Annotated in this window: 10 protein-coding genes; 4 read left to right on the top strand and 6 right to left on the bottom strand. The window is 64.1% G+C overall.

Going from position 1 to position 13490, the window contains the following annotated elements; translation table 11 throughout:
- Positions 1 to 62 precede the first annotated feature (62 nt).
- The 3 genes from A6F68_RS04165 to A6F68_RS04155 are packed head-to-tail and all read right to left on the bottom strand — an operon-like array spanning position 63 to position 3278.
- Positions 63 to 764: a FadR/GntR family transcriptional regulator gene (locus A6F68_RS04165; RefSeq protein WP_067676709.1), complete on the bottom strand. Its 702-nt coding sequence runs from the start codon at positions 762 to 764 to the stop codon at positions 63 to 65.
- Between the two features lie 22 nt (positions 765 to 786).
- Positions 787 to 1554 carry an SDR family NAD(P)-dependent oxidoreductase gene (locus A6F68_RS04160; RefSeq protein ID WP_067676707.1) on the bottom strand — a complete coding sequence of 256 codons (768 nt, stop codon included), beginning with the start codon at positions 1552 to 1554 and terminating at the stop codon, positions 787 to 789.
- Complete coding sequence (locus A6F68_RS04155; protein ID WP_067676705.1) at positions 1554 to 3278, bottom strand: IlvD/Edd family dehydratase; 1725 nt, start codon at positions 3276 to 3278, stop codon at positions 1554 to 1556. Before A6F68_RS04155 ends, A6F68_RS04160 begins: the two co-directional genes overlap by 1 nt.
- A 350-nt stretch (positions 3279 to 3628) precedes the next feature.
- Here A6F68_RS04155 and A6F68_RS04150 point away from each other — a divergent pair, with 350 nt between their 5' ends.
- Positions 3629 to 5194, top strand: a complete 1566-nt coding sequence (locus A6F68_RS04150) for an aldehyde dehydrogenase (NADP(+)) (RefSeq protein WP_067682030.1) — start codon at positions 3629 to 3631, stop codon at positions 5192 to 5194.
- A 73-nt stretch (positions 5195 to 5267) separates the two neighbouring features.
- Here A6F68_RS04150 and A6F68_RS04145 read toward each other — a convergent pair whose 3' ends face one another.
- Both A6F68_RS04145 and araD1 read right to left on the bottom strand, forming a co-directional pair.
- Positions 5268 to 6899 carry a sodium:solute symporter gene (locus A6F68_RS04145; protein ID WP_067676703.1) on the bottom strand — a complete coding sequence of 544 codons (1632 nt, stop codon included), beginning with the start codon at positions 6897 to 6899 and terminating at the stop codon, positions 5268 to 5270.
- A gap of 30 nt (positions 6900 to 6929) precedes the next feature.
- Entirely contained in the window at positions 6930 to 7973 is a 1044-nt protein-coding gene (gene araD1, locus A6F68_RS04140) for an AraD1 family protein (protein WP_232308196.1), read from the bottom strand.
- Between the two features lie 113 nt (positions 7974 to 8086).
- On the opposite strand from araD1, the gene A6F68_RS04135 reads away from it, so the two are divergent.
- Together A6F68_RS04135 and A6F68_RS04130 are read left to right on the top strand one after the other, a co-directional pair.
- Entirely contained in the window at positions 8087 to 9811 is a 1725-nt protein-coding gene (locus A6F68_RS04135; protein ID WP_067682021.1) for an IlvD/Edd family dehydratase, read from the top strand.
- A gap of 47 nt (positions 9812 to 9858) precedes the next feature.
- Positions 9859 to 10596, top strand: a complete 738-nt coding sequence (locus A6F68_RS04130) for a FadR/GntR family transcriptional regulator (RefSeq protein ID WP_067676701.1) — start codon at positions 9859 to 9861, stop codon at positions 10594 to 10596.
- Positions 10597 to 10600: 4 nt separating this feature from the next.
- On the opposite strand, the gene A6F68_RS04125 is transcribed toward A6F68_RS04130, so the two are convergent.
- Positions 10601 to 11629, bottom strand: a complete 1029-nt coding sequence (locus tag A6F68_RS04125) for a right-handed parallel beta-helix repeat-containing protein (protein WP_198152667.1) — start codon at positions 11627 to 11629, stop codon at positions 10601 to 10603.
- A gap of 88 nt (positions 11630 to 11717) precedes the next feature.
- Between A6F68_RS04125 and A6F68_RS04120 the strand changes: the two genes are divergently transcribed.
- On the top strand, positions 11718 to 13484 hold the full coding sequence (locus A6F68_RS04120; RefSeq protein ID WP_067676696.1) for an SLC5 family protein: 1767 nt from the start codon (positions 11718 to 11720) through the stop codon (positions 13482 to 13484).
- Positions 13485 to 13490: the final 6 nt, after the last annotated feature.

Here is a 13490-nt window from a genome sequence, read left to right as displayed (position 1 = left end):
CGGCCGCGAAGAATCCGGTTCCCGATGCGCGCACGACGACCGGCGCGATGACCCGCACCGCTCTATTCCTCGCGCTTGGCACGCTCGTCGAGCAGCCGGATCGCTTCGGTCAGCAAATCCTGCGCCGCTTTCTCGGCACCGACGACATCGCCCCGCTCGATCGCTTCGTAGATCGCCGCGTGATCCGCGACACTGGCCATGCGGACACCCTTTTCCGAATTGGTCAGGCGGATCGAGAAGCGCAGCGCTGTTTCAATGACGTGCGAGAACTGGACGAAAAAGCGATTGCCGCTCGCATGGAGGATGGCGATGTGGAAGGCGATGTCGCTCTCGAGCGAATCCATCCGCCCGGCGGCGGCTTCGCGCATGTCGTCGAGTTTCGCCGCGACGTCGGCTATGGCCTCGCGATTCTGCACGCGCGCCGCGGCCGCGGCGGCCTTCGGTTCGATGCCCTCGCGCGCGATGAGGAAATCGCGCGTCAGGCCGAACGAGAACCGTCGCTGCAAGATCCACCGCAGCACGTCGGGATCGAGGATATTCCACCGGCTCTCCGGCTCGACATAAGTTCCCCGCCGCGGGCGCGACCCGACGAGCCCCTTGGCCGTAAGCATTTTCACCGCCTCGCGAAGGACGGTGCGCGAGGTATCGTACTGTTTCGCGAGATCGGCCTCGATCGGCAGGCTGCCGTTATCCGGCGTATCGCCGCGCACGATCTTCGCGCCGAGTGTCTCGACCAGTTCGCGGGTGAGGAATTGCGACGCCATGCGGGGTCTCCTTCAGCCCAGTCTACACCCGTCCGCCATCAATGACGAATTGCTGGTTCGTAATCATTCGACTGTCGTCGGCCGCCAGGAACAGTGCAAGGTTTGCCGCGTCGCGCGGTTCGATCCGCTGCTTCAGGCACACGTGCTCCATCCACTCGGCCTCGGCCTCCGGCGTCAGCCACAGATCGAGCTGGCGCTGGGTCACGACCCAACCCGGCAGGATCGTGTTCACCCTGATGCCATCGCGCCCGTACTCCCGCGCGAGCGCCTTGGTCATGCCGAGCAGACCCGCCTTCGCGGTGACGTAGCCCGGCATGTTCTCAGGTCCGAGCAGCGCATTGATCGACGAGAAATTGACGATCGCGCCGCCATTGCCATCGCGCATCTGCTTGATCGCCTCTTGCGAGGCGAAAAACGCACAGTCGAGATTGACCGCCATGCATCGCCGCCATTTCTCGGCGGTCGTTTCGAGCGGATTGTGGCGGGTATCGTTGGCGACGTTGTTGACGAGCGCGTGCAGCCCCCCCGCCGAACCGGCGAAGTCGGACACCGCGCCAGCCAAGGCCTCGACATCGGTCACGTCGACCCGGCGAAACCAGGGCTTCGGTCGTCCGGACGCCGAGATCGACTCGCCCAGGGCTTCGGCTTCCTCGGCGGCGAGATCGATGTGGCCGACAACCGCCCCTTGCTCGGCGAAGGCCTCGACCATGGCGGCACCGATCCCGGTAGCACCTCCGGTGATGAAGACCGACCGCCCGGCAAGGCTCGGATAGGTAGCATATCGGGTCATCAGTGGCTCTCCCGCTTCACTTCGTCGCCGCTCTTTCCGACAAGGAAATCGAGATCGCAGCCCAGATGCGCCTGCAGCACGTGGCGGCGATGCAAGGCGACGTATCCGCGCGTCGTGTCGAATTCGGCCGGAACGATCTCGGTCGACCGGCGCGCGAGCCCCTCCTCGGGGACGAGCACATTGAGAGTTCGCGCCTCGGCATCGAGTTCGATCGTGTCGCCCGTACGGACGAGACCCAGAGGTCCGCCTACCGACGTTTCGGGAGAAGCGTGGAGGATGACGGTACCGAACGCCGTCCCGCTCATCCGCGCATCCGAAATCCGTACCATGTCGGTCACGCCCTGCTCCAGCAACTTGGCCGGCAACGGCATGTTGCCGACCTCCGGCATGCCCGGATAGCCCTTGGGGCCGCAGCCCTTGAGGACGAGGACCGAGGTCGCGTCGACTTCGAGCTCGGGATCGTCGATGCGCTCCTTGAATACCTCGATGGTCTCGAAGACCACTGCCTTCCCGCGATGTTTCAGCAATGCGGGTGAGGCGGCACTCGGCTTGATGATCGCCCCATCGGGCGCGAGGTTGCCGCGCAGCACCCAGATGCCGGAGTTGTCCTTGATCGGATTTTCCGTCGTGGCGATGACATCCGAATTCCAGATCTCGCCCCCCTCGATCTGTTCGGCGATCGTCTGGCCGGACACGGTCTCGACGTGTGTGTGCAAGCGGTCTTGCAGCTCGGTCATCAACGCCGGCATGCCGCCCGCGTAATGAAGATCTTCCATCAGGTATTCGCCCGACGGCTTGACGTTAGCGAGCAGGGGCATGTCCCCGCCCAGCCTGTCGAAATCGTCGAGCGTCAATTCGACGCCGACACGCCCGGCGAGGGCGAGCAGGTGGATGACGGTGTTGGTCGATCCGCCGATGGCGGCATGGACCCGGATCGCGTTCTCGAATGCTTCGCGGGTGAGAAAATGCGACAGGCGCTTGCCGTCGCGGACAAGGTCCACGATGCGACGACCGGTCGCGTGCGCCATCGCCTGCCGGTTCGCATCGACCGCGGGGATCGTCGCGTTCCACTTGAGAGCGATGCCGAGAGCTTCGCACACCGCGGCGAAACTCGATGCCGATCCCATGGTATTGCAGGTACCGCGCGATCGCGACATGCCGCTCTCGGCGGCGAAGAATTCGGCGGGCGACATTTCGCCGCCACGGACGGCCTCGCTAAATTTCCACACGTCCGTGCCCGAACCGATGTCCTTGCCCTTGAACTTGCCGTTGAGCATCGGGCCGGACGAGACGACGATCGTCGGCAAGTCGACGCTTGCTGCGCCCATCACCTGCCCGGGCGTGGTCTTGTCACACCCACCGAGCAGCACCACGCCGTCGATGGGATTGCCGCGGATCGATTCCTCGACCTCCATCGCCAGCAGGTTGCGGAACAGCATCGCGGTGGGCCGCATCTGCGTTTCGCCGAGCGACATCGCGGGAAGTTCCAGCGGCAGTCCGCCGGCTTCCCAGACGCCGCGCTTCACGTACTCGGCGATCTCGCGCAGGTGCGAATTGCACGGAGTAATTTCCGACCAGGTGTTGCAGATGCCGATGATCGGGCGCCCGTCGAACACATCGGCCGGATACCCTTGCGCCTTCATCCACGAGCGGTGGATGAACCCGTCCCGGTCGAGTTTTCCGTAACTGTGCGCGCTACGCAATGGTCTGGGTTTGTCGCTCATACCGCCCCACCTCGTCCTTCCAGACGCCGAACCTAATTATCATACTAATACACCGGGTCGAATAATACGACAAATCTTTTCGTCTGATCAGCGCGCCGGCCGCCCGCTCAGCTTGGCTTTCTCCTTGGCGTTCTCGGCCCGGACATGATCGACGGCATAGCGACGCACGTCTTCCTCCGCATACCGGTTATGGACATCCAACAGCTGATCGACTGAACGCGACACAGCTACTGGGAAGCGTCTCCTGATCGTATTCCCGCGATTGCGCCTGAAAGGACCTTGCCGAGGCTCGGCGGTTGCAATTTTCGATTTGTAGTACAATTAGGTCCCTGTCCCTGATGGAGAGAGCGATGCAACTGACCGGCGATCTGCTGATTGCGAGCGAATACCGTTCCGCACCCGATCAATTTCACGGGCGCAATGCCGCCTCCGGCGCGCGCCTCGATCCGCCGTTCTCGATCGCCGGTGCGGCCGACGTGGAAGACGCCTGTGCCGCGGCAGAGGCAGCGCAGCGGGAGTACGCGTCTCGCCCGCTAGCCGAGCGGGCGGCATTCCTGCGAGCCTGCGCCGAAGAAATCGACGCCCTCGGCGATACGCTTACGGCACGCGCCATGGCGGAAAGCGGGCTGCCCGAAGCGCGCCTCGTCGGCGAGCGGGGACGAACTGTCGGCCAGCTGCGTCTGTTTGCGGCCGAAGTCGAGGACGGCGGCTGGCAGGCGCTGCGCATCGACCACGCGGATCCCGCTCGAACACCGCCCAAGCCCGACTTGCGCCTGCGCATGGTGCCGCTCGGCCCGGTCGCGGTATTCGGAGCGAGCAATTTCCCCCTCGCCTTCTCGGTCGCGGGCGGAGATACCGCCGCGGCGCTCGCGGCTGGCTGCTGCGTCGTTGTGAAAGCGCATCCGGCGCACCCCGGCACCTCCGAACTTGTCGCGGGGGCCATCGCTCTCGCGGTCGAGAAGACGGGAATGCCCAAGGGCGTCTTCTCGATGGTAGCGGGGCCGGCTAACGAATTGGGCGCGGCCCTCGTCGCCGATCCGCGGATCGCCGCGGTTGGCTTTACCGGCTCACGGGCGGGCGGCACCGCGCTCATGCGCATCGCCGCCGAACGCACGGTCCCGATCCCCGTCTATGCCGAAATGAGCAGCATCAACCCGGTGATCCTGATGCCGAGCAAATTGGCCGAGCAGGCTGAAGCACTCGGGGCGGCCTATGTCGGGTCGCTGTCCCTTGGCGCGGGGCAATTCTGCACCAATCCGGGCGTGGTGCTCGCGGTCGAAGGCGACGCGCTCGACCGCTTTCTCGCCGCCGCCGGAGAGGCGATCGCCGGGGTAGCCGGCCAGACGATGCTCACCGCGGGCATTCACGGGGCCTTTGTCGAAGGTACCGAACGGCTCGCGGGTCTTCCCGGGGCCAGACTGGTCGCCCGCGGCAGCGCCGCCGATACGCCCTGTGGCGAAGCGCAGCTCTACACCGTCTCCGCTTCCGATTTCCTCGCCGAGCCGCACTTCGCCGAGGAGGTGTTCGGCCCCGTTTCGGTGGTGGTGCGTTGCGCCGACATCGACGAACTGACTCACGTGCTGGAAAGCATGGAGGGGCAACTGACGGCGACGCTGCACCTGTCGCCCGCGGATCACGAGGCTGCGTCGATGCTCATCCCATTGCTCGAGCGCAAGGCCGGCAGGATCATTGCCAACGGCTGGCCGACCGGCGTGGAGGTCGCGCACGCGATGAACCACGGGGGACCCTATCCCGCCACGTCCGACGGACGCAGCACGTCGGTCGGCACGCTGGCGATCGATCGCTTCCTGCGCCCGGTCGCGTACCAGGATATGCCGGAGAGCCTGCTTCCCGACGGACTTCGCGAAGCAGCCGCGACCGGACTGCGCCGCGTCGACGGAGCCTGGCTGACCTAGCAGCGATCGCCATTGGGGTTGCGTTGCGCGTGACTCTGCACGCGTCGCAACCCCGGCCAATCATGCGCGAAGCTCACCAGAAGACGGCATAGATCGCGATCGTGATGGCGATGATGACGACGGTATGGAACACGTCCCAGCCGCTCTTGCTGGCAGCGAGTTCGGCGCGGTCTTCGTCGCTCATCGATCCGAATGTCAGGCCGGCCAGTTGCTCGTCGCTCGCGCGCGGCGTGACCATGCTGACCAAGACCATCAGGATGACCGTGATGATGAACAGCAAGGTGCAGTAATACAGCCAGTTCATACCGGCGATCTGGCCGAACAGGCCACCGCTGTCCGCGTCGAAACCGGCAATCAGCAGCACGAGCCGCGTCATGCCCATGACGAAGCCGGCTATAAGGCCGATGTAGCCCGCCATCGGCGTGATCCGCTTCGACATCACGCCGAGCAGGAATACCGCCGCGATTCCCGGCGCGACGAGCGACTGGACCACCTGGAGGTACTGGTACAGTGCGCCGCCTAGCAAGCTCATGAGCGGGATCCAGAGGATACCCAGGACAACCACCGTGAACGTCGCCATGCGCCCGACCTTGACCAGTTGAGCCTCGCTCGTGTCGGGCCGGAAGCGCTTGTAGAAATCGATCGTGAAGAGTGTCGCCGACGAATTGAACAGCGACGCGAGGCTGCTCATCAGCGCGGCGAGCAGCGCGACGATGACGAGCCCCTTGATGCCCGCCGGAAGCAGGGTCGAGACCAGAAGCGGGAACGCCGCGTCGGGGCTGGTCAGGTCGATCTGCCCTTGCGCGTCGAGCGCGACAGCGATCATGCCGGGAAACAGGAAAACGAATACCGGCGCAAGTTTCAGGTAACCCGCCAGGATCGTGCCTCGCCGGGCATCCTTGAGGCTTTTCGCTGAAAGCACGCGCTGGACGATGTATTGGTCGGTACACCAGTACCAGAAGCCGATGATGAAACTGCCGAAGACGATGCCGAGCCACGGGAACTCCGGATCGCTCATGCTGCGCCAGAGGTGCACGTTATCGCCGTTGAGTCGCATAACCTCGCCCACGCCCCCGGCCGCGGCAAAGCCTAGCACGACGAGGATGATCGAGCCGATCAGTAGTACCGGCGCCTGCAACGCCTCGGTATACATGACCGCGCGCATGCCCCCCAGCACGGTGTAGATGCCGGTCAGCACGACGAGGCCGATGCCCGCAATCCAGAAGAAATCGATCCCGCCGATCTCGTCGATGCCGAGAACGGTCTTCATCACCAAGCCGCCCGCGTAGACGGTGACCGAAACCTTCGTCAGGACATACGAGACGAGGCTGATGAACGAAAGGAACGTCCGCGCCGAGCCGGTGTAGCGGCGCTCGACGAACTCGGGCATCGTGAACACCTTGGACCGCCAGTAGAACGGGACGAAGACCCAGCCGAGCAGTAGGATGATCCAGCTCTGAAGCTCCCAGTGTGCGAGCGCCATGCCGGTTTGCGCGCCCGAACCGGCGAGTCCCACGAGGTGCTCGGACCCTATGTTCGAGGCGAAGATCGACGTGCCGATCAGCCAGAAGCTCGCATGCCGTCCGACGAGGAAGTAGTCGGTGCTCGTTTCGTCCTTGACGCGCACGGCGCGCCAGGCGGCATAGCCGAGAACGGCGAGGAACAGTGCGACGACGATCCAGTCGAGCACGGTAAATGCGATCATGGCGTGATATCCCCTCGTAGCGTCCGCCTTCTAGAGCGGCGTAACGCGCACCAATTTCCGTGAGTCCGCGGCTGACCGCGTTACCGTGTTGAACAGCGGCGCGCCGAATGCCTCGCTGGCGATCTCGATCGTGTCGCCCGCCTCGATCGTGATCCCGTCGCCGAAGCTTACGGTTGCCGCGCCGAAATAGTGGACGTGCAGGTCTCCCGGGCGCCGGAAGAGTTCGTACTTGAAATGGTGATGCTCGAGGTTCGCTACCTCGTGGCACATGTGGGCTTCGCCGCTGGCGAACGGCGCTTCCCAGATCGTTTCCCCACCTCGGCGGATGCGGGTGGATCCCGCGATCGTCTCGGGCAGGTCTCCCAGCAGGATTGCCGGGCCGATCGAGGACGGGCGCAGCTTGCTGTGCGCGAGGTAGAGATAGTTCGCCTTCTCGATCACATGATCGGAAAACTCATTGGCGAGCGCGAAGCCGATCCGGCGCGGCGTGCCGTCATGTCCGATGAGGTAGATGCCCGCGACCTCGGTCTCTTCGCCCCCGTCGAGGGCGAAGCACGGGCTTTCAAGAGCCGCGCCCGGCGCCACCAGAGTCGAGCCGTCGCCCTTGTAGAACCACTCGGGAGCCGCGCCGGGCGCATCGTCGTCACAGCGCCCGCCCTCTTCGCCGATTCGGTACATGCGGATCGTGTCGGTGTCGTTGCCCGCAGTCGAGGCGGCATGCATCCGGTCGCGACTTTCGGCACTCGCCCGATGCGTCAATCCGGTGCCCGTGAGATACATGTGCGCCGGATCGGGATGGCGGATCGGGGAGAGCAACCGCCCGTCCCGGGCAAGCTGCGCCAGGTCGACCTGCGCCGTTTCGTCCACGATCGCGGCGACGGCGTCCACCAGCGCAATTCGCTTACGGTCGGCGTCGACTGCCAGTTCGTAGAGAGAGCCGCTACCGAGCAAGGTGCACGCCGCCGATTCGGCATCGCGCTGCATGCAAAGGCGTTCCGTGCCGTCCGCATCGCGGTACGCGTAAATCAGCACCCGATCCTCCCAATCCGTGTAGACCCGCTTGCGAAGGGTCACCGTTTTATAATATGACAAATAATATTTAACGCAATCGGCAACCTTGTAGGGATCGTTGTCGAAATTGGTTATTGGACCGACACCTGCCCCGGCAGGGTCACGAGGGGATGAGAATGGCCAAAGAGCCACGGACGTACCGAAGCGCGCACAGCTACGGCAAAGACGACAAAGACGGCTTTCTCCACAGGAGCTGGATGAAGGCGCAGGGCTTTCCCGAAGACGTGTTCGACGGGCGGCCGGTCATCGGCATTTGCAACACGTGGTCGGAAATCACTCCCTGCAACTCGCACTTGCGCGAGGTAGCGGATTACGTGAAGCGCGGCGTGTGGGAACGCGGTGGTCTGCCGCTCGAATTCCCCGCGCTTTCGCTCGGCGAAACCCAGGTTCGGCCGACCGCCATGCTGTTCCGGAACCTGCTGGCAATGGAGGTCGAGGAATCGATCCGGATGAATCCGATCGACGGCGTCGTCCTGCTCGGCGGATGCGACAAGACCACGCCGGGACAGATGATGGGCGCCGCCAGCGTCGACCTTCCCACGATCGTCGTCTCGTCCGGTCCCATGCTCACCGGCAAGTTCCAGGGCCGCGACATCGGCTCGGGCACCGAAGTCTGGCGTTTCTCGGAAGAAGTGCGCGCCGGAACAATGACGATGGACGAATTCAAGGCTGCCGAAGCGGCGATGAGCCGGTCGCGCGGGGTCTGCATGACGATGGGCAGCGCCTCGAGTTTCGCCGCCGTCGCCGAAGGCATGGGGCTAGCGCTTCCGCACAACGCGGCGACCCCGGGCGTAGAGGCGGGCCGGTTCCGCATCGGACATCTGGCCGGACGCGCGATCGTGGATCTAGTCCGTGCCGATGCCAAGATGTCGCAGTTCCTGACCCGAAAGCATTTCGAGAACGGCATTCGCGTTCACGCGGCGATGGGTGGGTCGACCAATTCGATCATCCACCTGCTGGCCCTTGCCGGTCGGTGCGGGGTCGATCTGACCCTCGACGATTTCGACGTTTTCACCCGCGACATCCCGCTGCTCGCGAACATCTCGCCATCGGGCGACTTCCACATGGAAGACCTGCATTATGCGGGCGGGGTTCCGGCGGTCATGAAAGAGCTGGAGAGCGTGCTCCATCTCGACGTGCCGACGGTCGGTGGGACGACCATCGGCGACTGCATCGCGGACGCGCGGGTGTGGAACCGGTCGGTGATCGGCAGCCTCGCTGAGCCGGCGAAGGAGCTGGCGGGCACCTGGGTACTGCGCGGAAACCTGGCCCCCGGCGGCGCGATCATGAAGCCCAGCGCGGCGAGCCCTGAACTGCTGTCCTTCGAAGGACGCGCGGTGGTCTTCGACACGATCGAGGATTACAAGGCGCGGGTAGACGATCCCGATCTCGACATCGACGAGACCTGCGTAATGGTGCTGCGCAATTGCGGCATTCGCGGCTATCCCGGCATGCCGGAAGTCGCCAATATGGCTCTTCCCAAGAAACTGCTCGGGAAGGGCGTTCGCGACATGGTCCGCGTGTCCGACGCCCGGATGAGCGGCACAGCCTTCGGAACGGTGGTGCTCCACGTCACGCCGGAAGCCGACGTCGGCGGGCCGCTGGCCCTGGTCCGCGACGGCGACGTCATCCGCCTCGATGCACCGAACCGCGCGCTCGAACTGCTGGTCCCGGACGATGAGCTAGAGCGCCGCGCCCGCGAATGGTCGGCCGAGGATCGCTCGCGCCTGCGCGGCTATCTCAAGATGCACGATCAGCACGTCCTTCAGGCGGACAAAGGCTGCGACCTCGACTTCCTCCAGGGTTCGTCGGGCGACGTCGTCGAGCGCGAAAGCCATTGAGAGACGGGTACTAGCGCGACCTCGACTGAGGATATAAGGACTTCGAGATGGCCGTTGCGCTCCCCACCTCCACACTCGATGACGGATCGCTGGGCAGCCTGACGAAGCAGATTGTCGAATTGCTGGGCGCCGCGATCGTTACCGGCCGCTATCGTCCCGGGGCGCCCTTCCCTGTCGAGGCCGACTTGTGCTCCCAGTACGGCGCGAGCCGGACGGCGGTGCGCGAAGCGCTCAAGGTTCTCAATGCCAAGGGTCTCATTTCGTCGCGACCGCGCCGCGGAACGATCGTTCGTCCGCAACAGAACTGGAACGTCCTCGATCCCGACGTCTTGCGCTGGATCCTCAAGCAAGGGTTTTCACTCGGCCTGCTGGCCGAGTTCACGCAGATGCGGCTGGCCATCGAGCCGATTGCCGCAGCGGAAGCCGCCGAACGCGGATCGAAGGACCAGCACGCCGCGATCCAGCGCGCGCTCGAGCGGATGGCCGCGGCCGAACGCGGGGAAGACGATCCGCTGGGCGCCGACATCGCATTTCACCTCGCGATCCTCGACGCTTCCAACAACCGCTTCTTCATCTCGATGAAGCCGATGGTCGAAGCAGCGCTGCAGTTCGCGATCCAGTTCACCAATCGCGCAAAGGGCATCCCGGTCGGCGAGCAGGCAGACCACGGGGCGATCTACAAGGCCATTGCTCGCCGCGCTCCCGAAGCGGCGCGCAAGGCGTCGAATGCGCTCATGACCGAAGCGCTCGCGCTGATCCGCCGCAATCAGGAAGAGGCGGCCTGAAAGCTTAGCGGCAGTCGGGCGTCACGAGCCTGACTTTGTCGCTGTTGCCGCGCTCCACCACGTCGAAATCGCCGCGTTGGCGATAGGTCGGTTCCGCGCCGGAGCAGAGACCCTCCACGGTCAGCGTGAAGTCCTTGATCTGCTGCCCGTCGGGCGTCCCCCACATGAACAGCGGCGGGCTGCGTTTGCCCTCGGGCACGATCAGCCGAAACCCCTCGACCTTCGCGCTCCCGGCAAGCGGGCGCGCGTTCTTCTCGCCGCGCTGGGCTGCCCGGGCGAATACGCCCTGGTTATAGATTTGCGGTTCGTTGGCGATCACGGTCAGATTGCGGATCGTCGCCGAACCCTGCTCACCCCCCCAACCGAATTGCAGCGGGGCACCGTTGCGGTTGTGAACGATCGTAACATCCTCGATCACCATGTCCGGGGCATAGACCTTGATGCCGTCGTCATATGTATCGATGAACACGTTACGCACGGTGGTCCCGCGGCCACCACCGATACCATCGGTCGTGTACGCCAGTCGGTCGTCGATGATGTCCGCATCCTCGACGATCAACTGGGTGTGGTTGTACCCGACGAAATGATACTTGTCCGGATTGAGCGAGGTAAGCGTGCGGATCGTCACCGGCCGCGTTGTGTCGACGAAGATCGCGCTGTGCCTGCGCGACAGGTCGCTTTCCTCGCGATTCCACTCGAACGTACCGGTTCCGACGAGCCGGGACGTATGGCGATCCTCGCCGCGGATCGTCAGCGGCTTCGTGCGGCTGGAGGGCACAAGGATGGACCCCGTGACGGTCGCGTTGCGCCCGATCACGACCTCGTCAACCCCGTCGTCCGGCTGCCACATCGAGCCGATCCACGCATCGTGATCGAACCGCGCGATCCGGTGGCCCGCATGGTCCGAGACGATCGGAGCTTTGACCGATCGGGCCCGATGGTTGACCGGCTCGCGGTAGGTTTGGGCCGAAGCCACCTGCGCGGCCAGCGCAAGGGCTGAAAACACGATACAATTCGACAAGGGATGTTTCATGCAATCCTTCCCAACCCGACGTTGACCGTCGCCTCGATAACCAATAAGTAGGACAAATAAGATAAATGCGCAAATGGGAGAGCGCCACATGACGGAAGCCTCGGTGTCGCTCACCGGATGGGACTGGGGCGCCTTCGCGCTCTATCTGCTCGGACTAAGCGCGATCGGTCTGTGGGCCGGGCGCCGGAGTGCCGACACAGATGAATCGGAAGACTACTTCCTCGCCGGGCGCAGCCTGCCATGGTACGTGGTCGGCTCTTCGTACATCGCCGCGAATATCTCGACCGAACACTTCATCGGGCTGATCGGCGCTGCCTTCATCTACGGCATCGCTGTCGCGACCGGAGAGTGGTCCACGGTGATCGCCTTCATGTTCCTGATCTGGCTGTTCATCCCGTTCCTGCTGCGCGCCAAGGTCTTCACGGCACCCGAATTCCTCGAGCGGCGATTCAACCCGCAACTGCGCTTTCTGTTCGCGGCCGTGACGGTGATTGCCAACATCGTCGCTTTCCTCGCGCCGGTGATCTACGGCGGCGGCCTCGCCTTTTCGAAGATCATCGCGCTCGACCAGGTTCTGGGACTGCAGGCGGGTGGCAACGCAGGTCTCTACCTGATGATCGCACTGATCGGCCTTCTGGCGGGCGGCTGGGCGATCTACGGAGGCCTCAAATCGGTCGCCTGGATGGACGTCCTTACCATCGCCATCATGGTCGGCGGAGGCCTGCTCGTAACGATGTTCGGGCTGGCCGCGCTCGGGGGCGGCGACATCGTCGCGGGCTTCGGGGAGATGCTTTCGCGCAACGCGGGGAAAGGCGCGGAGTACGCCGCGGCGATCGTCAAATGGGCGCCCGATATTGTCGGAAGTAACGAATACGATCGACTCTCGGTGATCCAGCCGCTGACCCACCAGACTAATCCCTGGACGCACTGGGTCTTCAGCTTCTTCTACATCGGACTGTGGTACACGGTGATCAACCAGTTCCTGGTCCAGCGCATCTTCGCGGCGAAGGACATCTATCACGCCCGCATGGGGATGACGTTCGCCAGCTACCTCAAGCTGCTGTTGCCGTTCATCGTCGTCGTGCCGGGCCTGATCTGGTTCGCGCTCAATCCGCAAATCCTGTCGAGCGCCGAATCGCTGGATGCTGTCAGGCCCGTCGCCGACCAGACTTACGTCTCGATGATCCAGACGCTGATCCCGATCGGTATCAAGGGTGTGCTGCTCGCCGCGCTGTTCGGGGCGATCCAGTCGACGGTGGCCGCAGTGCTCAACTCCACTTCGACAATCCTGACGCTCGATTTCTACAAGCGCTTCTTCAATCCGGCGGCGAGCGAGCATTCGCTCGTCGGATTGGGACGGATCATCACCGCGGTCGTCCTCGCGCTGGCGATCGGCCTCGGCATCTGGATCAGCACGCTCGGCGAAAGCCTGTTCGTCTACATCCAGGAACTCTACACTTTCTTCGCCCCGCCCTTCTCGGCGATCTTCCTGCTCGGGACTCTGTGGCGACGCATAAACGGCACCGGCGCACTGTGGACCGTGATCCTGGGGTTCGCGTTCGGCATAGCGGTCAAGATAATGGTGCAGACCGGCTCGGCACCCGACTTGCTGGTGCCGTACGCCAACCAGGGTTTGCTCAACTGGGCGCTGTGCATGGTGCTGTGCACCTTGATCAGCCTCGCCACTCCGCCCCCGCTACCGGCGCAGGTGACCGACGACCTTGCTTTCAACTTCCGGAAGATGAACCTCGGCGGCGGGCTCGGCGGGCCGTGGTACAAATCGGTGCCATTCTGGTCGATCGGCGCGATCGTGCTGATGTTCGGTTTCATGCTCGTGTTCTCGGTGCTGCTGTGAGCGCCC

Source organism: Tsuneonella dongtanensis (assembly GCF_001698205.1).
Taxonomy (GTDB): domain Bacteria; phylum Pseudomonadota; class Alphaproteobacteria; order Sphingomonadales; family Sphingomonadaceae; genus Tsuneonella; species Tsuneonella dongtanensis.
The sequence above is the reverse complement of the archived record's forward strand: the minus strand, read 5'-3'. Positions and strand labels throughout refer to the sequence as shown.